A 24,203-nucleotide genomic window follows, 5' to 3' on the forward strand; every position below is an offset into this window, starting at 1 on the left:
GATGAAATTGATGAAGAAGAAGTGGTTTATGAAGATAAGATATATTGTTCTTATCCAGAATTTTACGAAGAATACTAAAATAAAAAGGATAGACTAGAATTCTAGTCTATCCTTTTTATTTTAGTATACTATGAATTTTTGAACTTTAAATAAGATATGAACATATCACTTAGTAGTTGTATATTACTACTTCGTTCTTCGTAATAGTTATGTATTAATAAAGAAAGATTAACTAATAAACATTCAAAAAATTTACTTATTTCTTCCTTGGTTATTTTGGTTTTTGTAGACTCAAAGTAATACATAAGTGTAGTTTGGATAGAGTTTTTCAAATCTATAATTCTCTCATCCGCAGATATAGCTTTATTAGAAGATAGCCCATAGGATCCCATTCCATTTCTAAAAGAAACATCATCATAAAGAACGGAAATAAACTCTTTTATTTGTAATTTAGGATCATTTTCATAGTGAGGTATATTATTTATTTTATATAGGGTATCATTCCAACTTTGGCATAGAACTGTTATGTATAGTTCAAGTTTATTTGGAAAATAGTTATAAAGAGTTCCTACAGCTATGCCAGAGTTTTTAGCTATTTTTTTCATATCAACTTCATCATAGTCTAAATTACGAAATAAATCTAATGCAGAATTAGTTATAGTTTCTTCTAAATTTTTAATTATTTTTGGCATTGATACACTTCCTTACATATATAGCGATTATAATATATAGTATACAACATATTATAATACAAAATCTATTCGACTTTTAAAATCTATATGATATAATAAAATTATGTGTCTAAAAACGTTACATAAAGGATGGATGAAATATTTATGATAAGTACTACTAATATAAGTTTAAGATATGGCGGACGTAAGTTATTTGAGGATGTTAATATAAAGTTTACTCCAGGTAACTGTTATGGGTTAATAGGGGCCAATGGAGCTGGAAAATCAACTTTCTTAAAAATATTATCAGGAGAAGTTGAAGCAAACACTGGGGAAGTACATATTGCTCCAGGTTTAAGAATGGCTGTTTTAAAACAAGACCACTTTAAATATGATGAAAATGCAGTTTTAGAAACTGTTATAATGGGACATACAAGATTACATGAAATAATGCAAGAAAAAGAAGCTTTATATTCTAAAGCTGATTTTACTGATGAAGATGGAATAAAGGCTTCAGAGCTAGAGTGTGAATTTGCAGAACTAAATGGATGGGAAGCAGAATCAGAGGCAGCTACATTATTAATGGGATTAGGAATTCCAGTAGATATGCACGAAAAATTAATGAAGGAATTAACTGGATCAGAAAAAATAAAGGTTTTATTAGCTCAAGCTTTATTTGGAAAACCAGACATACTATTACTAGATGAGCCTACGAACCATTTAGATATAAAGTCTATAAACTGGCTTGAAAATTTCTTAATGGACTTCGAAGGTACAGTAATAGTTGTATCCCATGATAGACACTTCTTAAATAAGGTGTGTACTCATATGGCGGATGTTGACTTTGGAAAGATTAAATTATATGTAGGAAACTATGACTTCTGGTATGAATCTAGTCAATTAGCATTACAAATGTCTAAGGATCAAAATAAGAAAAAAGAAGAAAAAATTAAGGAATTACAAGAATTCATTGCTAGATTTAGTTCTAACGCATCAAAGGCTAAGCAAGCAACTTCACGTAAGAAGTTACTAGATAAAATAAATTTAGAAGATATAGAACCTTCTTCAAGAAGATATCCATATGTAGGATTTAAGCCAGAGAGAGAAGTGGGTAATGATATTCTTATAGTTGAGGATTTATGTAAAACTATAGATGGAGTTAAGCTTTTAGATAAGGTTAGTTTTACAGTAAGCAAAGATGATAAAATTGCTTTTGTAGGAGAAAATGAAATAGCAACTACAACTTTATTTAAGATTTTAGTTGGAGAATTAGAACCAGATAGTGGAAGCTTCAGATGGGGTGTTACAACATCACAAGCATACTTCCCAAATGATAACTCACAGTTCTTCGATAATGTGGATTTAAGCTTAGTTGATTGGTTAAGACAATACTCAGAGGAAAAATCTGAAAGTTTCTTAAGAGGATTCTTAGGAAGAATGCTATTCTCAGGAGAGGAAGCACTTAAAAAGGCTTCTGTTTTATCAGGGGGAGAAAAGGTGCGTTGTATGCTTTCAAAAACTATGTTAAGCAGTGCTAACGTTTTAATTTTTGATCAACCAACAAACCACTTAGACTTAGAATCGATCACAGCTGTAAACAATGGACTTATGGAATTTAAGGGTAATTTACTTTTTGCCTCTCATGACCATCAGTTTGTTCAAACTATTGCAAATAGAATAATTGAAATTCTTCCACAGGGAATAATTGATAAGAAAGTAACATATGATGAATACTTAGAAGATCCAGAAGTTATGAGAATTTTAAAAGAAACTTATGGAAAATAATAAAGGATACAAATTTATAAAATCTTGACAAGTATTTCTTCAAGGTATAAAATCAAATTATAAATTTAATAATATTATATGTATCTTTACAAAGACGTAGAGGAATTATAAGAGCAATGATGCTCCTTAGGTATATTTACCTGAGGAGCTTTTTTATTTAAAAAATAAAGCAATATAAGAAATTCTTAGATATGAAAACTTGGAATGTTTAAGAATTTAACATTAAGATTAACGTAAGGAGAGAGAAAAAATGAGTACTTTTAGTGTAAAGCCAAAGGTTTATTTTGGAGTAGGAGAGCTTAAAGCTTTAAGAGAAATGAACTGCAAAAATGCTTTTATAGTAACTGATCCATTCATGGTTAAATCAGGTGCTATAAACAAAGTAACAGAACAATTAGAGTTAGGATCAATAAATTATGAGGTTTTCTCAGAAATAGTACCAGATCCACCGCTAGAAACAGTTGCAAAAGGAATAAAATCAATGGATAAGTTTAGTCCAGATGCAGTTATAGCAATGGGTGGAGGTTCTGCAATAGATGCAGCTAAAGCAATAACTCACTTTAGAGGCTTAGTTAAAAGTGGAACAACTGGAGTAGCAGTAGAAAAGCCTATGTTTATTGCCATTCCAACAACAAGTGGAACAGGATCAGAAGTAACTGCATTCTCTGTAATCACAGATAAACAATTAAACGTTAAATATCCATTAGTAGAAGAAGACATGTTGCCAGATGCAGCTATTTTAGATGCTGAATTAGTAAAATCAGTTCCAGCTTCAATTACAGCTGATACAGGAATTGACGTATTAACTCATGCCATAGAGGCTTATGTTTCTACTGAGGCTTCAGATTTTACTGATGCTTTAGCTGAAAAAGCTATAAAATTAGTATTTAAGTATTTGCCGATAGCTTATAAAGAGGGAGCAAACTTAGAAGCTAGAGAGAAAATGCACAATGCATCTTGTATTGCAGGTATGGCATTTACTAATTCATCTTTAGGAATAAATCATAGTATGGCACATATAATAGGTGGAAGATTCCATGTACCACATGGTAAAGCAAATGCACTGGTACTTCCGTATGTAATAGAATATAATGCTGATATTAAAATATCATCAAATAGAGAATATACTAAAGCAGCAGAAAGATATGCAGAGATTGCTAGATTCTTAGGATTAACAACATCTAATAATCCACGTGAAGGAGTACGTTCACTTCTTAATGCTGTTAAAAATCTAATTAAGACTGTTGGTATTCCTAATAGATTAAAAGACTTAGAAATATCATTAGCGGATTTTGAGGCAAATGTTGATGAGATGGCACAAATAGCTAAGGATGATGCTTGCACAGTAACGAATCCAAGAAATCCTGAAGTTACAGAATTAAGAGATTTATTTTGTAAAGTTTATAATGGAAGATAATTAAAGTTAAATTATTTATTTCTTAAGTAAGATATATATACCATAAATAATATATATGTTTTACATTTAAATGAAATATATTCAAAAATATTTTATAGAATTTTATGATTTAAAGCTCTACAAGGTATTAATATTCAGAGAAGTTAAAAAAAATGTAAAATTTCATATTAATTTGTTGACAAAGATTATGGTACATTATATAATGTAAACATAGATAAGAGGAAATTAGTACGAAGATGTACTTTAACTTAGAGCAATGAAGCTCCTTAACACATGCAAATGTTTTAAGGGGCTTTTTATATTTTAAAATTAAGAACTGGAGTGACAGTTATGGAAGAAAAACAAAGAATTATTCAAGAATTTGTTCCAGGAAAACAAATTACTTTAGCTCATTTAATTGCTCATCCTAATAAAGCAGTTTATAAAAAGATGGGTTTAACAGATGAGTATAATGAAGCTATAGGAATTTTTACTTTAACACCTAGCGAAGCCGCTATAATAGCAGCAGATGCAGCTACTAAAGCAGCAGGAGTTGAAATCGGTTTCGTAGATAGATTTAGTGGATCATTAGTTATAACTGGTGATGTTTCAAGTGTTGAGGCAGCATTAAAAGAAGTATCTAATCTACTAAGTAATATTTTGGGCTTTACCATAGCACCAATAACAAAGTCTTAGGAGTAGTAATATGAAAAAGGTGATGTTTATTGGAAGAACAGGGACTGGGAAAACAACTTTAACTCAGGCTCTTAACAATGAAAAAATAGAATATAAAAAGACTCAATCCTTAGAGTTTTCTGATTTTATAATAGATACTCCGGGAGAATATATAGAAAATAAGGCCTATTATAATGCTTTGATTGTAACTTCAGCAGATGCAGATATTATAGCATTGTTACAGGATGCAACTACTGAACAAAGTATATTTCCACCTGGTTTTGGAAGCATATTTGCAAAACCAGTAATAGGAATAGTAACAAAAGTTAATAAAGTTAGTGATGAAAATGAGCTGGAGAAAAGTAAAGAATTTTTAAAAACAGCTACTTGTGAAAAAATATTTTTAGTAGACTCATTAGAAAATAAGGGAATAGAAGAACTGAGGGAATTTTTAAAATAATAAATATAAAATAATTAAAAAATTTTTGTATTTATTAAAAGAAATGTGGTAAAATACAATATATACACATAGACAATGTCGAAAGATGACTTCAGGGAATCTTATTTTTAAATGAGGTGATTAAATTTGGTAAAGAGAATTGTAATAGCCGATGACGAACCTATTACAAGAATGGATATTAAGGAAATGCTTCAAGAAGAAGGTTACGATGTTGTAGCTGAAGCAGGAGATGGTTTTGATGCCATAGAAGCATGCAGAAAGTCTTTGCCACATTTGGTGATAATGGACATTAAAATGCCTTTGCTAGATGGGTTAAATGCTGCTAAAAAAATAACACAAGAAAACTTAGCTGATGGAGTTGTTCTTTTAACAGCTTATAGTGATAAGGATTTTATTGAGAGAGCTAAAGAAGCTGGTGTTTTAGGATATTTGGTTAAACCTTTAGACCATAAAGCCTTGATTCCTACAATCGAAATAGCATTAAATAAAGCTAATGAGATTAAGCGTATAAAAAAAGATTTTAAGTCAACTAAAGAAAAATTAGAAGCAAGAAAAGTAATTGAAAAAGCTAAAGGTATTCTTATGAATCAGAAAAGTATTACAGAAGAAGAAGCTTATATAACTTTAAGAAATCTGAGTATGGATAAAAGAGTTACCATGAAAGAAATTGCTGAAATAATAGTGATGAGTAGTACGTAAAACTACTTGAATAATCACAAAGAGGAATTTTATATGGATACAATAGAAAGCTTGTGTAAAAGTAATACGAATTTAAGTTATGAGGATATTGAAATAATAAAAAGTATTGCGTCCACTTTGAAATTGATTGCAGATTCCAGTAATGGAAATGTCTTCATAGATGTAATGACAAAACATAAAGATGAAGCAATTGTTGTGGCAGCAGATTACCCTAATAAAGGTAATAATCTTTATGAAAGAAATGTAGTAGGGGAGTTAGCTATAAGAAAAAATGAACCTGCTGTAATTAGAACTTTAGAAGTTGGAATGCCTTCTAGAGATTTAAGAGCCATAACCCAAGAGCAAAGAAAAGTTAAGCAAAGTGTTGAACCGATTAAAAATAGACATAATAAAACTATTGCAGTGCTTATAATAGAAAAAGATGTAACTGAAAACTTAGAAGAAAGAACAAAGTTGCAACTATTAGCAGATACTAATGAGCAATTAACTAATGAAATATCTATGGCTGATAATAAAAATATAAGTTATTATGTAAATGATGCTGTACTTATTTTAAATTCTAAGGGAATAGTGGTTTTCAATAACCCTATGGCAGATAGGTTATATAAAAAATTGGGTTATAAAGATGAGCTTATAGGAATGAAATTTTCTAATTTGTCTTTAGTTAACTTAGATTTTGATGATATTATAAATGAAAACAAAATTGTAGTTAGAGAAGAAGAAGTTGGAGAATTGACATTGCAAATTAAGTTCATAACTCAGCCAACTGAAAATAATAAGTTGGTTATGTTGGTTAGGGATTTAACAGAGGTAAAAGAAAAAGAAAAAGAGCTTATTCTAAAATCTGTTGCAATTAAAGAAATTCATCATAGAGTAAAAAACAATCTTCAAACAGTAGCTAGTCTTTTAAGATTACAAGCTAGAAGATCTAAAAGTGAAGAATTTAATGACATTGTAAATGAGAGCATGAATAGAATTTTATCTATTTCGGCCACACATGAAATACTTGCAAAGCAAGGAATAGATGAAGTTAACATAAAAGAAGTATTGAATAAAATAAAATATAGTATGGTTATTCTAAAAAAGGTGCAAAGCTTGAAGCTTAGTATTCTTATAAAGGGTGATGATTTAAAGGTATCTTCTGATAAATCAACTACCATAGCTTTAGTAGTAAATGAAATCATACAAAATTCTTTAAAACATGCATTCAATAATAAAACTGAAGGAGAAATAGTAATAACTATTAAAGAAGGCAATATATATTCTTCTATTTGTGTAATAGACAATGGTGGAGGATTTGATATTGAAGGAATAGACTCTCAAAGTTTAGGATTGAATATAGTAAAAAGCTTAGTTAAAGATAAATTAGGGGGAAACCTTAATATAGAATCTAACAAAGAAGGAACTAAAGTATATTTCGATTTTAGAAATGAATAAAGAAAACCTAAACACAAGGTTGTGTTTTTGAAAAGGCAATGAAGCCCAGATTATTTAGTAGTAAATAGTGTCATATCTATTTAGTACTAAGCATTCTGGGCTTTTTTATATAGATAATCCTGTAATAAAAGGGGTGACAAAAGTGAAAGAAAAGATTTTAAGTGTTGGGATTGATATTGGAACATCAACTACTCAATTGGTATTTAGTAAAATAACAATTGAAAACACTGTAAGTAGCTTTTCTGTACCAAGAATACAAATAGTTGAAAAGGAAATAGTGTATAGAAGTAATATCTATTTCACACCTTTGAGTAATCAAACAACTATAGATGGTGCTAAGGTAAGAGAAATAATAGAATCTGAATACAAAAGAGCTGGTATTAAACCAGAAGAGGTTAAAACAGGAGCAGTAATAATTACTGGGGAAACAGCAAGAAAACAAAATGCCAATGAGGTATTAGACACATTAAGTGGCTTAGCTGGAGACTTTGTAGTTGCAACTGCTGGACCAGATTTAGAATCTATAATAGCTGGTAGGGGTGCTGGTGCAGATAAAATATCTGACGATGAAATAGCATACGTAGTTAATATAGATATTGGTGGTGGAACATCTAACTTAGCATTATTCCATAATGGAGAAGTAAAAGATACTGGATGTTTAGATGTAGGTGGAAGGTTAATAAAAATTGATCCTGACACAAAAAAAATATACTATATATTCCCTAAAATTAAAAAGTTAGCGGAAAGTATTGGTGTAAATATAGAAGTTGGCGATATAGCTGAAATAGATAAAATAAGAAAAATAGCAAAAGCTATGACTGATTTATTAGAAGAATCAGTTTGTATAAAAGAAAGAACAGCTATGTATCATGAAATAATAACTAATAATAATGCCAAAGGTAAAGGTATTAAAGATGGTTATAAAATAGATTACATAACTTTTTCCGGTGGTGTAGCTGATTATGTATATAATGAGGATTACAATGATCCATTTAAATATGGAGATATGGGTGTAGTCCTAGGAGAAGAAATTAGAAAATCTAATTTACTTAAAAAATTAAAGCTTAGAGAAGCAGTTGAAACAATTAGAGCAACCGTAGTAGGTGCTGGTTCTCACACTACTGATATAAGTGGAAGTACTATTACTTACACTAAGGATGTTTTCCCAGTGAAAAACATTCCTATATTAAAAATTTCTAAATCAGATGAGGAAAAGGGCTTAGATGCAGTAGAAAATGCAATCAAAGAACAACTTTCATGGTTTGATTTGGAAAATGAAAAACAACAAGTTACAGTGGCTTTGACTGGGGAGAAAAACCCGAGTTATGCATATATACAAAATTTATCAAAAGCAATCATAAACGGTATGACTGAAGTCTTAAATAGAGATTATCCAGTCTTCGTAATTGTTGAAAACGACATGGCTAAAGTCTTAGGGCAAACAATGCACAGAGATCTGAACCATTCAAAAGATGTTGTTTGTATTGATAACATCAAAGTTGAAAACGGCGATTACATAGATATAGGTAAGCCTTTAGTTAATGGTAAAGTTGTTCCAGTAGTAATTAAAACGTTAGTATTTAATTCTTAAATATTTTGTAGAGAGGTGAATACATTGATACTTAAAACTAAATTATTTGGAAAAGTGTATCAGTTCAGAGATGTAAAAGATGTGTTAGCAAAAGCTAACGAAGAAAAATCAGGAGATAAGTTAGCTGGAGTTGCAGCTACTAGTGCTGAGGAAAGAGTTGCAGCTAAAGTTGTATTAAGCAACTTAACTGTAGCGGACTTAAGAAACAATCCAGTTGTAGCTTACGAATTAGACGAAGTTACAAGAATCATTCAAGATGCTGTAAATGAAAAGATTTATGCAGAGATCCAAAACTGGACTATTGCAGAATTAAGAGAATGGCTTTTAAATGAAAACACAACAGGTGCTGACATTAAAAGAATTAGCAGAGGTTTAACAAGTGAAGTTATCGCTGGTGTATGTAAATTAATGTCTAACCTAGATTTAATATATGCAGCTAAGAAAATAAGAATAACTGCACATTGTAATACAACTATAGGTGAAGTTGGTACTTTATCAGCTAGATTACAACCAAACCACCCAACAGATGATGTTGATGGTATTTTAGCTTCATTACTTGAAGGATTAACTTATGGTATTGGAGACGCATTAATAGGATTAAACCCAGTTGATGATAGCGTAGGAAGCGTAGTTAAAGTTCTTAAGAAATTTGAAGAAATAAAACAAAAATACGATATTCCAACTCAAAACTGTGTACTTGCACACGTAACTACACAAATGGAAGCTATAAGACAAGGTGCTCCAACAGACTTAATATTCCAAAGTATAGCTGGTTCTGAAAAAGGAAACGAAGCTTTCGGTATTAATGGAACATTAATTGGAGAAGCTAGAGAATTAGCTCTTAAAGAAGGTACTGCAGCAGGACCAAACGTTATGTACTTTGAAACAGGTCAAGGTTCTGAGTTATCTTCAGATGCTCACCATGGAGCTGACCAAGTAACAATGGAAGCTAGATGTTATGGATTTGCTAAGAAGTATGATCCATTCCTAGTTAACACAGTTGTTGGATTTATAGGGCCTGAGTACTTATATGATAGCAAGCAAGTTATCAGAGCTGGACTTGAAGACCACTTCATGGGTAAATTAACAGGAATACCAATGGGTTGTGACGTTTGTTACACTAACCACATGAAAGCAGACCAAAATGACGTAGAAAACTTAGCAGTTCTTTTAGGAACAGCTGATTGTACTTACTTCATGGGAATCCCTCATGGTGATGACGTAATGTTAAACTACCAAACAACAGGATATCATGAAACAGCAGCAATAAGAGAATTATTAAACAAGAAACCAGTAGCAGAATTTGAAGCTTGGCTTGAGAAACACGGATTCATGAGCAATGGTAAATTAACAGGTAAAGCTGGAGATGCTTCAGTATTTCTAAAGAAGTAATGAGGGGGTAAGGAAATGTTTTCAGAAAATGATTTAAAAAAATTAGTAGAACAAGTTTTAGTAGAAATGGCTTCAGGTAAAGAGGTTAGTGAGGCAACTTCAAAGGTTGCACAAAATGCATCAGTTGTAGATGAAAACGGAATGATTCCAGATATAACTGAAGTAGACATAAAGTCTCAACTTTTAGTTGATGATCCAGAAGATAGAGAAGCTTACTTAAAAATAAAACAACACACTCCAGCAAGAATCGGTATAGGTAGAACTGGAGCTAGATATAAAACTGATACAATGCTAAGATTCAGAGCAGACCACGCATCTGCACAAGACTCAGTATTTACTGATGTTGATGAAGAACTTTTAAAAGAAGTTAACTTAGTATCAGTTAAAACTAAATGTGAATCTAAAGATGAATACATCACTAGACCAGATTTAGGAAGACAAATTTGTCCACAAGAATTAGCTAAACTTGATGGTGTTATTAAGAAAAATCCTAAGGTGCAAATTTATGTATCAGACGGATTAAGTTCTAAAGCAGTAGAAGCTAACATCAAAGACGTTCTTCCAGCTTTAATCCAAGGATTAAAAGGATACGGAATAGATGTAGGAACTCCTTTCTTTGTAAAATACGGAAGAGTTGGAGCTATGGATGTTGTTAGTGAATACACAGGTGCAGAAGTTACATGTGTATTAATTGGAGAAAGACCAGGTCTTGTAACAGCTGAAAGTATGAGTGCTTATATCACATACAAAGGATATGTAGGACTTCCAGAGGCTAAGAGAACTGTATTATCTAATATCCATAAAGGTGGTACTACAGCAGTTGAAGCTGGAGCATACCTTGCAGATGTTATTAAATTAATGTTAGAGAAAAAAGCAAGTGGATTAGACCTTAAATTATAGTAAGGGGGCAAATTAAATGAAAAACGATCAATTACGTCCAGCCGTTTTAGCAGTTAAATTAATACCTAATGTAAATGCTGATATGGCTAAGGAATTTAAATTAAAAGAACACCACAAAAGTATAGGAATTATTACAGCTGACTGTGATGATGTAACATACACAGCTTTAGATGAAGCAACAAAAGCTTCTGATGTTGAAGTAGTATATGCTAGATCATTCTACGGTGGTGCTGCAAACGCAAACACTAAATTAGCAGGAGAAGTAATTGGTATATTAGCAGGACCAAGCCCAGCTGAAGTAAGAAGTGGATTAAACGCAGCAGTAGATTTTATTGAGAGTGGAGTAGCTACTTTCTACAGTGCAAACGAAGATGACAGTATAGCATACTATGCTCAATGTATATCAAGAACAGGTTCTTATCTTTCAGAGGTTGCTGGAGTTCAAGAAGGTGAAGCTCTAGCATACTTAATAGCTCCGCCATTAGAAGCTATGTACGGTTTAGACGCAGCAATGAAGGCAGCAGCAGTTGAGTTAAAAGCTTTCTTTGGTCCACCATCAGAAACAAACTTTGGTGGAGGCTTATTAACAGGAAGCCAATCAGCATGTAAAGCAGCATGTGATGCTTTTGCAGCAGCAGTTAAATTTGTAGCAGAAAACCCAACAGATTATTAATCTATAGGTAAATAATATGGAAAAGTCAACCCTAGGGTTAATTGAGACATATGGTTTCATCGGGGCCGTTGAGGCCCTAGATGTTGCTTTAAAATCTGCGAACGTTGAACTAGTAAGCTGTGAATTTGTTAAAGCTGGTATAGTAACTATTTTAATTACTGGAGATGTAGCTTCGGTAAAAGCTTCAGTTGAAGCAGCAGCAGTTGCTGCTGATAGAATAGGTACTTTACTTAATACACATGTTATCGCAAGAGCTGATGATGAAGTTTGGAATATAATCGGCGGAAGAAAAAAAGATAATATAGAAGAGATAAAAGAGAGAATAAAAGAGGATTTAACCTTTAATGCTGAAAACAAAGAGAACTCACTAGATCAAGAAGATTTAGAAGTTGAAGCAGAAAATACTACAGATGTAGTGGAATCTGAAGATATAACTGAAGAATTGATAATAAGTGAGAATGTTTTAGCAAAAGAAGTTAAACAGGATAAGTTGAGTTATACTCGTGAAGAGCTAGAAACTTTAAAAGTTCCTGAATTAAGATCTTTAGCAAGAAAGATGGAATTAAAATCTTTGACTAAAAAACAAATTAAGTTTAGTAAAAAAGAGCAACTTATTGAAGCTATACTTCAAGGTTAAAGAGAGGTAGATTATAAATGGAAATGATAGATAGAGATTTATTATCAATACAAGAAACAAGAATGCTTATTTCCAAAGCTAAAAAAGCTCAAGAAATATACAAAAACTTCTCACAAGAACAAGTAGATGCTGTAGTTACTGCTATGGCAAAAGCTGTAGAAAAGGAAGCTGTTAGATTAGCAAAAATGGCTAACGAAGAAACAGGTTTCGGTAGATGGGAAGATAAGGTTATTAAAAATAAATTTGCTAGCAACGTAGTATACGACCATATCATAAATACTAAAACAGTTGGCATAATAAAAGATGATAAAGAAAATAAGGTTATGGATGTTGCTGTTCCAGTAGGAGTTGTAGCTGGATTAATTCCATCAACAAACCCAACTTCAACAACAATTTATAAAACATTAATTTCTTTAAAAGCTGGTAATGGAATAGTGGTTTCACCACATCCAAATGCAAAAAACTGTATTATTGAAACAGCAAAAATATTAAATGAAGCAGCTATTAAAGCTGGTGCACCAGAAGGATTAATAGGATGCATAACTATACCATCATTAGAAGGTACTAATGAATTAATGAAGAACAGAGATACTTCATTAATATTAGCAACTGGTGGAGAAGCTATGGTTCATGCAGCATATAGTTCAGGTACACCTGCAATAGGGGTAGGTCCAGGAAATGGTCCTGCATTCATTGAAAAAACTGCTGATGTTAAATTAGCTGTTAAGAGAATTTTAGATAGTAAGACTTTTGACAATGGTGTAATCTGTGCTTCAGAGCAATCAATCGTTGTTGAAGAGAGCATGAAAGAAACTGTTATAGCAGAACTTAAAGCTCAAGGAGCTTACTTCTTAAATGCAGAGGAATCAGATAAATTAGGAAAATTCATTTTAAGACCTAATGGAACAATGAATCCTCAAATAGTAGGTAAAGACGTTAAGACATTAGCTAAATTAGCTAATTTAGAAAGCGTACCTTCAAGTGCTAGAGTATTAATCTCTGAGCAATGTACAGTAGGTAAAGATAATCCATATTCAAGAGAAAAACTTACAACTATATTAGCTTTCTACACAGTTAAAAGTGTTGATGAAGCTTTAGAGTTATCTAGTAAGATATTAATGAATGAAGGAAAAGGTCATACTTTCTGTATTCATACAAATGATGAAGAAATAGTTAAGAAATTTGCATTAAAGATACCAGTATCAAGAATGCTTGTTAATACACCAGGTGCATTAGGTGGAATTGGTGGATCAACTGGTTTAGTTCCAGCCTTAACTTTAGGATGTGGAGCAATCGGTGGAAGTGCAACTTCTGCTAACGTAGGTCCTTTAGACTTAATTGATATTAAAAAGGTTACTTACGGTTTAAGAGAATTAGAAGATATTAAAGGAACAGCTGCTGCAGCAACAACAGCTTGCACAGAGATTCCAGAAGAATATTTAGAAATGATAATTAACAAAGTTGTAGAGAAGCTTGCTTCTTCATTAAAATAATTATCAAAAATATAGTAATTAAAAATAAAATTTAAAAATAATAAATACATGAAATCTTAGGAGGATATTAAAATGGCAAACATGAACGCATTAGGAATGATCGAAACTAAAGGATTAGTAGGAGCTATTGAAGCAGCAGACGCAATGGTTAAAGCAGCTAACGTAACTTTAATTGGTAAAGAGCAAGTTGGTGGCGGTTTAGTAACTGTTATGGTAAGAGGAGACGTTGGAGCTGTTAAAGCTGCTACAGATGCTGGTGCAGCTGCTGCAGAAAGAGTTGGAGAATTAGTTTCTGTACACGTAATTCCAAGACCACACGGTGAAGTAGAAGTTATTTTACCAAAAAGCGAACTTTAATTTAAAATATTAAGGTAAGATATCAATAATTTAATTTACTTGTAGCTATATATTATAGCTACAAGTGAATTATATTTAAGTTTTTTATATCTTGCAAAGGATGTGAGATAATGAGTGTTTTAACAGAAAGTACACTTAGAAACATATTAAGAAATAAAAAGGTATCAGAATACGTAGTAGAAAAGGGAGCAATAGTAACTCCTTCAGCTAAACAGTACCTTAGTGATAAGAACATAAGACTTGTCATAAAGGGAGAAGAAGAGGAAGCTACAAAAGCTTCTAAGGAAGAAGCAAAATCAGAACAGAAATTTATGCCTAAGTATGAAGGTATAAATGGTGGTTTTTATGAAGAAAAACCAGAGTATATGACACAACTTTATGGAAATAAATTAGTTTATAAAGACAATAAAAGAATAATCTTCAGAGGTAAATTAGACTCTCTTTTAGCCAAAATATTAGAAGCACAAGTAAGATTAAATCTCTTAAAAGAAAAAAATGCTTTGAAAGACTTAGAAGAGGTCTTAATTTATGTAAGAGATATTTCAGAATGTGAAATTTTAAATAAAGAATTTTCAAAAAAAATTCTTATAGGACTAAATGAAGATGAACTTAGAGCGTATTCACACAATCCTAAAAAACATTTAAACTGTGAGCATATATTCTATCCTAGTTATGAAATGGGAGAAGTAGTTATACTATTTAATGCTTTAAGAGCGCAAATAAGAGAAGTTGAAATATCTGCCCTTCAATGTTTTAAAAATGCAGAAGGGGATATAGCAAAAGCTGATATCTTAAGAGCGCTTAATAGATTAAGTAGTTGTCTTTATATAATGATGTGTAAGTATACAGTAGGTAAATATAAATAAGAGGTGAAGAGCGTGAATTCAATGAACAACAAAATAGATTATATTGTTGGTGAAATTTTAGAGAGAATTAACCAATGTAAGGATGAGGATACTATACTAGTAGAAGCATCAGGACGTCACGTTCACTTATCAAAAAAAGATGTTGAAACTCTTTTTGGAGAAGGTTATGAATTAACTAAAAAAAGAGATTTATCTCAACCAGGACAATATCTTTGTGAAGAAAAAGTAATGGTTATAGGACCAAGAGGTGTTCTACAAGCTGTATCTGTTTTAGGACCAGCAAGAGCAGAAACTCAAGTTGAACTTTCAAAAAGTGATGCAGTTTCTGTTGGTATAAATGCTCCAGTTAGAATGTCAGGAGATATTAAAAACAGTGGTTCTTGCATAATAGCAACTCAAAAAGCAGCTATAAAACTAGAAGAAGGTGTTATTGCTGCTATGAGACATATTCATATTACACCAGAAGATGCGGAAAAATTTAATGTAGCTAATGGTGAAATAGTTGGAATAGAACTTCAAGGTGAAAGAGGATTAATCTTTAATAAAGTAGCTGTAAGAGTAAGTCCTAAATTTAATACTGCAATACATTTAGATTATGATGAAGCAAATGCATGCGGATTCACTAATGGAATACGTGCAAAAATCATAAAGTAGAAAAGGGGCTATATCAATGAAAGATCTTAAAGAGATAGACAATGTGATAAAAGCTGTAGAAGATACTATAAAAAAACCAGCAAAAGTAAAGAAAGATGAAGAACTTTATGTTGGGGTAGACCTTGGAACGGCCTATATTGTTATTGTAGTACTTGATAAAGAGAAAAACCCTGTTGCATGTGAAATGCAATTTGCACAAGTAGTTAGAGATGGATTAGTGGTTGATTATTTAGGTGCAACGGATATAGTTAGAAGGCTTAAGATAAAGATTGAAGATAAATTAGGTGTAGAGCTTACAAAGGCTGCCATAGCTGTACCACCAGGAACTGATGAAAGAGACGTTAAAACTCATACCTACGTTGTAGAAGGCGCTGGTATGGAGGTTGTTGATGTTCAAGATGAACCAACAGCAGCTAATGCTGTATTAGGTGTTGAAAATGGTGTAGTTGTAGATGTTGGTGGTGGAACTACAGGTTTATCGATTTTTAAAGATGGAAAGGTAATATATACAGCTGACGAGGCTACAGGAGGTACTCAACTTTCTCTAGTAGTATCAGGCGCATATAAAATACCTTTTGAACTAGGGGAGGAAAGAAAGAAGGATCCGAATTATTATAATGACGTTTTTCCAATGGTTACTCCAGTAGTTCAGAAAATAGCTTCAATTATAAGCTCTCATATAAGAAGATTTGATATAGATAAAATCTATCTAGTTGGAGGTACTTGTTGCTTGAAGAATTTTGAAAAAATAATTCAAAAGGAAACAGGTATTGAAACTATAAAACCATCTAATCCTTTTTTAGTTACTCCTTTAGGAATTGCGATTAATTGTTGTAAATAGCAACATAATAGATTACAATGTTTTTAATTGCTGAAAAGGAGGAGAATATGAATATAGATCTTTTAATTGAAAAAGTGACACAAGAAGTAATGAAAAGAATTAAGGAATCTATGATTTTAGAGAATCCTAAAAATAGCTTATTAGTTTTAGGAAAATCTAATGAAAATGAAAGTTTAATAGAAAGACTTAAATCTAATAACTTTGATGTTCATTTTATAGATGATGTGAAACATGATATAAAGCAATACGAAGCTTTAATAGTGCCTTCACTTAATAATAAAGAAATAGTAGATCTTGCTTTAGGAATGCAAAATTCCAATAAAGAATCTTTAATTATAGATGGATTATTTAAAGGAAAGAAAATATATGCCCTAGAGGAAGGTATTGATTATAGAAATTATGCTTCAACAGCTAATAAAGTTTTCTTCAATACTTTTAAAGGATATGAAGATAAGATAAAGAGTTTTGGTATAAATGTTTTTAATGAAGAAACTATAATAAATTCACTAAAAAATGCTGTTTCACCTAAAGAGGACGGAGAGAATTTAAGAATGTCTTACATAAAATCTTTAGAGTGTGATGAAACTAAAGTAAAAGAATTATCTAAAAATACTGAAGAAAATGAAGTACAAGAAGATAATGAAAAAACTTTTAGAGTTATAGATTTCGGAAATAAAAAACTAATATCAGAAGTTGATATTAAAAATGCTTACAAACAAGGAGCTAATGAAATAAGAGTTGCTAAAAACTCTATAGTTACTCCTTTAGCTAAGGATTTTGCGAGAATAAGTAAATTACAAATAAATAAAAAATAAAATCTTAGGGGTGGAATTACTATGATAATAGGTGAAGTAATAGGTAACCTTTGGGCTACTAGAAAAGCTGAAGAACTAAATGGTTTAAAGTTCTTAGTTGTAAGAGCATTAAATCATAAAGGTGAAAAAACAGATAGAATAATAGTAGCAGCTGACAGTGTAGGTGCTGGTATGGGTGACCAAGTGTTAATAGTTAATGGAAGTTCCGCAAGAGTTCAGCTAGGGGATAAAAGAATTCCTGTAGATGCTACAATTGTAGGAATAGTAGATTCTTTAGATTTAGAACAAGAGTAATTATTACACTTAAAGATTTAATAAGTTTGGAGTTGATGAAATGTTTAGAGCTTTAGCGATAGTGGAATTAAACAGCATAGCAAAGGGTATGGAAGTAGCTGACATAATGATCAAGACTTCCTATGTTGAAGTTCTTACTATAAAACACATATGTCCAGGAAAGTTTATGATTATTTTAAATGGAGATGTTGAAGAACTCAATGAAGCGGTTAAAGTAATTATCGATTTAGGTGGCAAAAGCTTAATTGGGAGTTATGTTATACCTAATATCCATGAGGAAATAGTTAGAGCTTTAAATAAAAGAGTAATTTGTAATAGTTATGATGCTATTGGAATAATGGAAGTTAGTTCAGTTACTATGGGTATAGTGTCTTTAGATAAAGCTTTAAAATCTGGAACTGTTAAACTTGTTAAATTAGTATTGGGTAACGGAATAGGCGGAAAAAGTTATTATGTACTTACAGGTTCAGTAAGTAGTGTAGAAGAAGCTTTAAAATCTGCTGAAAACGTTATAGAAGGTAAAAAACTTATTAACAAAGTTATAATTCCATCTCCAAGTGAAGAGCTCCTAAAAAGTGTTTTTTAACACTTTAAAGATATATTAATAATGAAAATAAAGGAAAAGAGGGGAAAGACAAATGAGTATTAATGAAATTATAATTTACGTTATGGTGTTCTTTGCAGTTGTCGGTGCCGTAGATAAAATTTTTGGTAATAAATTTGGCTATGGCGAGCAATTCGAAGAAGGTTTCATGGCTATGGGTGCCTTAACTCTAGCAATGGTTGGGGTTATTTCTTTAGCTCCAGTATTAGCTAACTTATTAAAACCAGTGGTAGTTCCACTATATTCTGCTTTAGGTGCAGACCCAGCTATGTTTGGTACAACTTTATTAGCTTGTGACATGGGTGGATATCAATTAGCTAAAGAATTAGCAGTTAACCCACAGGTAGGTCAATTTGCAGGTGCAATATTAGGTGCTATGATGGGACCTACAATTGTATTTACAATTCCAGTAGCATTAGGAATAATTAAAAAAGACGATCAACAATACTTAGCTAAAGGTGTTTTAGCAGGTATAATTACAATTCCACTAGGATGTTTTATAGGTGGTTTAGTAGCAGGACTTCCAGCTATGTTAGTTCTTAAAAACTTAACACCAATTATCTTAGTTGCAGTTTTAATTGCTTTAGGATTAAAACTTGCTCCAAACGGAATGATAAAAGGATTCACTTACTTTGGTAAGTTTGTAACAGCTGTTATAACAGTTGGTTTAGTTGCAATAATCATTGAAACTTTAACAGGAATAGTTGTTATTCCAGGAATGGCTCCATTATCAGAAGGTATCAAAGTTGTTGGAGATATAGCTATAGTACTTGCAGGTGCATACCCATTAGTTCACTTCATTACAAAGGTATTCAAAACACCTTTAATGAAAGTTGGAAAATTACTTGGTATGAACGAAATTGCTGCAGGTGGTATGATTGCCAGCTTAGCCAATAGTATCCCAATGTTTGGTATGATGAAAGACATGGACGAAAGAGGAAAAGTTATTAACGTTGCTTTTGCAGTAAGTGCAGCTTTCGTATTTGGAGATCACTTAGGATTTGTTGCTGGTGTTGACCCAACAATGATTTCATCAATGATCGTTGGTAAATTAGTTGGTGGTATCTCAGCAGTTGCAGTTGCATACTTCATGATGAGAAAGCCAAAAGATACAAAATAATATATTTATTAAATTAAACCCAAGGGGGTAATATTAATGGAAAACTTAAATGAAAAAATGATCGAAGAGATCGTTAGAAGAATTATAACTGAAAAATTAGGTACAACTGAAACTAAAGAGGAAAGACCAATCGTTGAAAAACACGTAGACAAAAGCGGAATAGCTTCTATTAAAATAGAAACTGCTTTACCTCAAAAATTAGATACAGGAAATCCAAATGATAAAGTTAACTGTACTGACGTTCTTACATTAGAAGAAAGTCCAAGATTAGGTTGTGGACTTATGGAAATGGAAGAAACAAGTTTTGCATGGACTTTAAAATATGATGAAGTAGATTATATTATTGAAGGAACTTTGGAAATCGATATAGATGGAAGAAAAGTAGTTGCGAATAAAGGTGAAGTAATATTCATTCCTAAAAACTCTTCAATCCACTTTACAGTTCCTAACTATGCTAAGTTTATGTATGTAACATACCCAGCTAACTGGGCTGAATTAGGATAATATAAATTATAATAATTCAAAAAGATTTAATATATAATAGTGAAAAGTCCCCAATATGGGGACTTTTTGTTATGTTGTTATAAGTTATTAATATAAAAGAAAAGTGGAAGTTTATAATAAATAATTAAAAATTATAAAATTTATTAAATTTATTAAATTTAAATTCCAAATAGTATTATGTCCAATATTATCGAAATAATGCTAGTTTAACAAATAATACTATGCTATAATTTTATGAGGCATTTTATAGCATAAAAAGTAACATAAGATCAAGGGGGAAAAAGTGTGGGAGTTGTTAATTACATAAGAAAAGATTTATTTAATGATTCAAAATTTTACTCGACACTAGCAAGAATAGCACTACCTATAGTTATTCAAAATTTAGTTGCATCTTCACTTAATATGGTAGATACAATTATGATAGGCAGAGTAGGGGAAAACGAACTTGCAGCAGTTGGAATATCAAATCAATACTATTTATTGTATACGATTTTATTATCTGGATTATTTGCTGGATGTGGTATTTTCATATCACAATATTGGGGGAAAAAGGATTTATCTAATATAAAAAAGGTACAAGGTTTCGGATTATTAACAGGAAGTGTTTTTGCTTTAATATTTACTTTATTAGCAGTTGTTTTCCCAGAGAAGATTATTTCAATTTTTAATACAGATGCTACAGTTATAAACTTAGGAAGTAGCTATTTAAGAATTGTAGGACTAAGTTATTTCTTTAATGCACTGACAGTTGGATTTAGTACTGCTTCAAGAAGTATAGGAAATAGTAAACTACCTATGAAAGTAAGTATAGTAGCATTAATAATAAATACAGTATTAAACTGGGTATTTATTTTCGGAAACTTAGGAGCTCCAGCTTTAGGAGTTACAGGGGCAGCTATTGCTACAACTATAGCTAGAATAGTTGAATGTAGTGTATTAATAGGATATATTTACATAACTAAAAATGAATTAGCTCTTAAAGTTAAAGAATTAAGTGGAATAACAATTGCATTCATAATGAATATAATTAGAACAGTTTTACCAACTATGTTAAATGATTTACTATGGGTATTAGGAACTACTATGTATTCTATAGCCTATGGAAGATTAGGTGTACAATCAATGGCAGCTGTTCAAATATGTACAACTGTATATAATTTGTGCATGGTAGGTGGATATGGAATGGCTCACTCCTCAGCTGTAATAGTTGGAAATGAGATAGGTAGAGGAAATGAGGAACGTGCTAAGGATTACTCTAAGAAGTTTGCATTCCTATCAATTTTGTTAGGGATAATTTTATGTATAATACTTAATATATCAGCTCCATACATAGTAACTATTTTTGATGTGTCAGATATAGTAGCGGTGTATGCTAGAGGTATGATAGCAGTAATGGGAATTAACTTTTTAGTTAAGAGTTTTAACTTGATTTCAGTTGTTGGTATATTTAGAGGGGGAGCAGATGCTAAGTTTGCTTTAATTCTTGAGACATTAACAATGTGGACAATAGGTGTACCATTAACGTTTTTAGCAGCCTTTTACTTTAAGTTTGATATAAGAGTTGTATATGCAATGATAATAATAGAAGAAAGTGTTAAAACCATTCCAATAGGACGTAGGTTATTTTCATTTAAATGGATGAAAAATGTAACTTTAAATAAATAATAAAATAGCTGTGGAACAATAAATAGTATTATTTTCCATAGCTATTTTTATTTTTAGATTAGAGCTATAAAGAAATAATATGGAAAACAAATTAAATATAAATAATATTATTTTAAAAAAAGTGATTTCAAAGCAAATAAATAAGAAAAACAAACTGTTATTTGAAATAAATTGTCGTTTTATTGTATAATAAAATGAAGGTATATAAATATCATGGAGGAATCAATCTTGAATGAATACAAAAATTTTTTTGAGCTAATAGAAAACAAAAGAAAGGAAGAAGTAATAATGAATGCTATTATAATAGATGGGCCAGTAGGTGTTGGTAAAACTAGCTTAATGGAGATATTAGTTAGTGAATTTGGATATAAACCATTTTTAGAGCCTGTTTCAGATAACCCATTACTAGATAAATTTTATTATAATAGGAAAAGATACTCTTTCCCATTACAAATTTTCTTTTTAAATAGAAGATTTGCAATGCTTAAAGATGCTCAAGAATTAGATGGAACCATAATGGATAGAAGTATATATGGAGATGTTATATTTGCACGAATGTTATGTGATGGTGGAGATATGGAAAAAGAAGAGTATGCATTATACAAAGAATTACTTGCAAATATGTTAGAACATGTACAAGCTCCTAAACTTATCATATATTTAGAAACAAGTGTAGATAAAGTAATAGAAAAAATCAAAAAAAGAGGAAGAGACTACGAACAGGTAGTTGAGAGAGAATATTGGGAACAATTAAATAAAGAGTATAGAGATTATTTTAATTACTATAATATATCACCTATATTAAAAATCAATGTTGATGACTTAGATTATGTAAATAATAATGATGATAGAAATTTTGTTATAAACTTAATAAAAAACAAGCTTGAAGAAATAAATAAGAAATAAAAGCTAATATAGAAAGAGAAAGTTTAGTAACTTTCTCTTTCTATATTAATAATTTCAGCTTCACAATTATCTTCAATGAAGGTTATTATATGCTCCATAGTAGAGTCAGCTATTTTAGAGTTAGCACAAACTGATGCAATACATAATACAATACTTTGATGAATGTCTTGATTTTCAGATTCTATTATAGAAATATTAAACTTATTTTTAAGCTTTGCCATAATACTTTTTACCACCATTCTTTTTTCTTTTAAAGAATGAACAAAACTAGCTCTTAAAGTTATAGTCAAAATAAGAATATCCATTTATAATCACCTCCATAGGTTATCTTCAAATATATTATACTTAACTTTCTAATAAAATACTCATAGGAAATAAAAAGACTTTAAAAAAATATATAAATTAAAAAAAATAATATAAAAAGCATTTTATTGTAATTTATGTAAAAGCATTATTAATATATATAAATAAAATAATAAATTAATAAAAAAATAAAGCTTTTGAAGAAAACTTTGGTTATAATATTAATATAAGAGAAAAGAAATAAAAGTGTTAGTGTGGAGGAGTTTATGGAAAAAAAAGTATATTTTAAACCTTCAAAGGAAGAAATAAAAAATAAGTTATCATATATGCAATACAAAGTTACTCAAGAAAATTTAACAGAAAAGCCTTATATTAATTTATATAATAATAACTTTGAAGAAGGTATATATGTCGATATAGTTTCAGGAGAACCCTTATTTAGTTCAAAGGATAAGTTAGACCTAGAATGTGGGTGGCCAACATTTAGTAAAGTTTTAATAGAGGATAATGTTGTTGAAAATAATAATGAAGAAAAGAAAGTAGAGTTAAGAAGTAAAATTGCTGATTCACATTTAGGATATAAGGTATTAGATGAATCTCTAGAGGGTAATAGATTTTTATATTATATAAATTCTGCAGCTTTGAAGTTTATTAAAAAAGAGAATTTAAAAAGAGAGGGCTACGGAGAATTTCTAGAGTGCTTCAATGAATAATAAAGAAAAAAGTACATGATTATGCAAATACATCTAGAAAATTACAAAGTAATGGTCTAATATAGATATTGTAATTATAATAATTTTAGAGGTGAATGTTATGAATGAAGTACTTTTAAATATAAAGAATAGACGTAGTGTGAGACGATACAAAAGTGAGCAAATAAAAAGAGAAGAATTAGATCAAATCTTAGAAGCAGCTATTTCAGCACCTTCTGCATGTAATGAACAGTCATGGTTTTTTACGGTGATACAAAATGCTGAGCTTATAGAAGAAATAAGCTCTAAGACACTAGAAGAGATGAAAAAAAGCCCAGAAGAATGGATTGTTAATATGGGAAACAAATGTAAATCTGTTTTTTATGGAGCACCTACTGTAATTGTTGTTTCAGGAAAAGATCAGGGCTATTCTCCTATAACAGATTGTTCAGCAGCAATTCAGAATATGCTTTTAGCAGCTGAAAGTTTAAATATAGGATCTGTATGGATTGGATTGACAGATCATTATTTTAAAACTCAACATAATTATAAAGAGATTTTGAATATTCCAGAGGGGTATAGTGCTTTTTACACTGTTGCACTTGGATATAAAATTGACAATAGGATAAAAGAAGGACCTAAAAAAAATAGAGAAGTATTTACTTTTATTGAATAATTAAAGATAGATTTTGTATAAAGGCTTTTGTTAAATTTAAGAGGAATATTTCCTTTTTAAATTGCATAGCTTTCACTTGATAGCATAATAAATAAAA

27 protein-coding genes are annotated in these 24,203 nt (G+C 30.7%); 25 read left to right on the forward strand and 2 right to left on the reverse strand.

The window, feature by feature from the left end; genetic code table 11:
• Positions 1 to 128 precede the first annotated feature (128 nt).
• The gene (locus BUA48_RS02480; RefSeq protein ID WP_072829727.1) at positions 129 to 692 is read right to left on the reverse strand and encodes a TetR/AcrR family transcriptional regulator; all 564 of its coding nucleotides are present in this window, start codon (positions 690 to 692) and stop codon (positions 129 to 131) included.
• Between the two features lie 144 nt (positions 693 to 836).
• Here BUA48_RS02480 and BUA48_RS02485 point away from each other — a divergent pair, with 144 nt between their 5' ends.
• The 23 genes from BUA48_RS02485 to BUA48_RS02595 all read left to right on the forward strand — a co-directional run bounded on the left by BUA48_RS02485 (position 837) and on the right by BUA48_RS02595 (position 22,435).
• Positions 837 to 2,456 carry an ABC-F family ATP-binding cassette domain-containing protein gene (locus BUA48_RS02485; protein WP_072829729.1) on the forward strand — a complete coding sequence of 540 codons (1,620 nt, stop codon included), beginning with the start codon at positions 837 to 839 and terminating at the stop codon, positions 2,454 to 2,456.
• A 250-nt stretch (positions 2,457 to 2,706) separates the two neighbouring features.
• Positions 2,707 to 3,873, forward strand: a complete 1,167-nt coding sequence (locus BUA48_RS02490; RefSeq protein ID WP_072829731.1) for a 1-propanol dehydrogenase PduQ — start codon at positions 2,707 to 2,709, stop codon at positions 3,871 to 3,873.
• Positions 3,874 to 4,203: 330 nt separating this feature from the next.
• Entirely contained in the window at positions 4,204 to 4,548 is a 345-nt protein-coding gene (eutS, locus tag BUA48_RS02495; RefSeq protein ID WP_072829733.1) for an ethanolamine utilization microcompartment protein EutS, read from the forward strand.
• Between the two features lie 10 nt (positions 4,549 to 4,558).
• Positions 4,559 to 4,987, forward strand: coding sequence for a EutP/PduV family microcompartment system protein (locus tag BUA48_RS02500; RefSeq protein WP_072829735.1), 429 nt, complete (start codon positions 4,559 to 4,561; stop codon positions 4,985 to 4,987).
• A 126-nt stretch (positions 4,988 to 5,113) separates the two neighbouring features.
• A complete protein-coding gene (locus BUA48_RS02505; protein WP_072829737.1) occupies positions 5,114 to 5,686 on the forward strand; it encodes an ANTAR domain-containing response regulator in 573 nt (190 codons plus the stop codon).
• 33 nt (positions 5,687 to 5,719) lie between these two features.
• Positions 5,720 to 7,123, forward strand: a complete 1,404-nt coding sequence (locus tag BUA48_RS02510) for a sensor histidine kinase (RefSeq protein WP_072829739.1) — start codon at positions 5,720 to 5,722, stop codon at positions 7,121 to 7,123.
• 142 nt (positions 7,124 to 7,265) lie between these two features.
• The gene (gene eutA, locus BUA48_RS02515) at positions 7,266 to 8,714 is read left to right on the forward strand and encodes an ethanolamine ammonia-lyase reactivating factor EutA (RefSeq protein ID WP_072829741.1); all 1,449 of its coding nucleotides are present in this window, start codon (positions 7,266 to 7,268) and stop codon (positions 8,712 to 8,714) included.
• Between the two features lie 24 nt (positions 8,715 to 8,738).
• The gene (locus BUA48_RS02520) at positions 8,739 to 10,106 is read left to right on the forward strand and encodes an ethanolamine ammonia-lyase subunit EutB (RefSeq protein ID WP_072829743.1); all 1,368 of its coding nucleotides are present in this window, start codon (positions 8,739 to 8,741) and stop codon (positions 10,104 to 10,106) included.
• A 15-nt stretch (positions 10,107 to 10,121) separates the two neighbouring features.
• Complete coding sequence (eutC, locus tag BUA48_RS02525) at positions 10,122 to 11,006, forward strand: ethanolamine ammonia-lyase subunit EutC (RefSeq protein ID WP_072829745.1); 885 nt, start codon at positions 10,122 to 10,124, stop codon at positions 11,004 to 11,006.
• 16 nt (positions 11,007 to 11,022) lie between these two features.
• Positions 11,023 to 11,679, forward strand: coding sequence for an ethanolamine utilization microcompartment protein EutL (eutL, locus tag BUA48_RS02530; protein ID WP_072829747.1), 657 nt, complete (start codon positions 11,023 to 11,025; stop codon positions 11,677 to 11,679).
• Between the two features lie 16 nt (positions 11,680 to 11,695).
• A complete protein-coding gene (locus BUA48_RS02535; protein ID WP_072829749.1) occupies positions 11,696 to 12,316 on the forward strand; it encodes a BMC domain-containing protein in 621 nt (206 codons plus the stop codon).
• Positions 12,317 to 12,333: 17 nt separating this feature from the next.
• Positions 12,334 to 13,809 (forward strand): acetaldehyde dehydrogenase (acetylating), encoded by a 1,476-nt coding sequence (locus tag BUA48_RS02540; RefSeq protein WP_072829752.1) that lies wholly within the window; start codon positions 12,334 to 12,336, stop codon positions 13,807 to 13,809.
• Between the two features lie 72 nt (positions 13,810 to 13,881).
• Complete coding sequence (gene eutM / locus BUA48_RS02545) at positions 13,882 to 14,166, forward strand: ethanolamine utilization microcompartment protein EutM (RefSeq protein WP_072829754.1); 285 nt, start codon at positions 13,882 to 13,884, stop codon at positions 14,164 to 14,166.
• 110 nt (positions 14,167 to 14,276) lie between these two features.
• Entirely contained in the window at positions 14,277 to 15,032 is a 756-nt protein-coding gene (locus BUA48_RS02550) for a cobalamin adenosyltransferase (protein ID WP_072829755.1), read from the forward strand.
• Positions 15,033 to 15,053: 21 nt separating this feature from the next.
• Entirely contained in the window at positions 15,054 to 15,686 is a 633-nt protein-coding gene (gene pduL / locus BUA48_RS02555) for a phosphate propanoyltransferase (protein WP_072830548.1), read from the forward strand.
• 16 nt (positions 15,687 to 15,702) lie between these two features.
• Positions 15,703 to 16,527, forward strand: a complete 825-nt coding sequence (gene eutJ / locus BUA48_RS02560) for an ethanolamine utilization protein EutJ (protein ID WP_072829757.1) — start codon at positions 15,703 to 15,705, stop codon at positions 16,525 to 16,527.
• Positions 16,528 to 16,574: 47 nt separating this feature from the next.
• Positions 16,575 to 17,342 (forward strand): hypothetical protein, encoded by a 768-nt coding sequence (locus BUA48_RS02565; protein ID WP_072829759.1) that lies wholly within the window; start codon positions 16,575 to 16,577, stop codon positions 17,340 to 17,342.
• Between the two features lie 21 nt (positions 17,343 to 17,363).
• Positions 17,364 to 17,636 (forward strand): EutN/CcmL family microcompartment protein, encoded by a 273-nt coding sequence (locus BUA48_RS02570; RefSeq protein WP_072829761.1) that lies wholly within the window; start codon positions 17,364 to 17,366, stop codon positions 17,634 to 17,636.
• Positions 17,637 to 17,676: 40 nt separating this feature from the next.
• Entirely contained in the window at positions 17,677 to 18,222 is a 546-nt protein-coding gene (locus tag BUA48_RS02575) for a BMC domain-containing protein (protein WP_072829763.1), read from the forward strand.
• A gap of 52 nt (positions 18,223 to 18,274) precedes the next feature.
• Positions 18,275 to 19,360, forward strand: a complete 1,086-nt coding sequence (gene eutH, locus BUA48_RS02580; RefSeq protein WP_072829765.1) for an ethanolamine utilization protein EutH — start codon at positions 18,275 to 18,277, stop codon at positions 19,358 to 19,360.
• Positions 19,361 to 19,396: 36 nt separating this feature from the next.
• Positions 19,397 to 19,864 (forward strand): cupin domain-containing protein, encoded by a 468-nt coding sequence (locus BUA48_RS02585; protein ID WP_072829767.1) that lies wholly within the window; start codon positions 19,397 to 19,399, stop codon positions 19,862 to 19,864.
• A gap of 285 nt (positions 19,865 to 20,149) precedes the next feature.
• On the forward strand, positions 20,150 to 21,529 hold the full coding sequence (locus tag BUA48_RS02590; protein ID WP_072829769.1) for an MATE family efflux transporter: 1,380 nt from the start codon (positions 20,150 to 20,152) through the stop codon (positions 21,527 to 21,529).
• Between the two features lie 228 nt (positions 21,530 to 21,757).
• Positions 21,758 to 22,435: a deoxynucleoside kinase gene (locus BUA48_RS02595; RefSeq protein WP_278336831.1), complete on the forward strand. Its 678-nt coding sequence runs from the start codon at positions 21,758 to 21,760 to the stop codon at positions 22,433 to 22,435.
• 23 nt (positions 22,436 to 22,458) lie between these two features.
• Here the strand turns inward: BUA48_RS02595 and BUA48_RS02600 are convergent, their stop codons facing one another.
• Entirely contained in the window at positions 22,459 to 22,740 is a 282-nt protein-coding gene (locus BUA48_RS02600) for a DUF503 domain-containing protein (protein WP_072829771.1), read from the reverse strand.
• Positions 22,741 to 23,004: 264 nt separating this feature from the next.
• Here BUA48_RS02600 and msrB point away from each other — a divergent pair, with 264 nt between their 5' ends.
• Both msrB and BUA48_RS02610 read left to right on the forward strand, forming a co-directional pair.
• A complete protein-coding gene (gene msrB, locus BUA48_RS02605; RefSeq protein WP_072829772.1) occupies positions 23,005 to 23,451 on the forward strand; it encodes a peptide-methionine (R)-S-oxide reductase MsrB in 447 nt (148 codons plus the stop codon).
• Between the two features lie 100 nt (positions 23,452 to 23,551).
• Entirely contained in the window at positions 23,552 to 24,106 is a 555-nt protein-coding gene (locus BUA48_RS02610; RefSeq protein WP_072829774.1) for a nitroreductase family protein, read from the forward strand.
• Positions 24,107 to 24,203: the final 97 nt, after the last annotated feature.

This window comes from Clostridium collagenovorans DSM 3089 (assembly GCF_900130005.1).
GTDB lineage: Bacteria > Bacillota > Clostridia > Clostridiales > Clostridiaceae > Clostridium_D > Clostridium_D collagenovorans.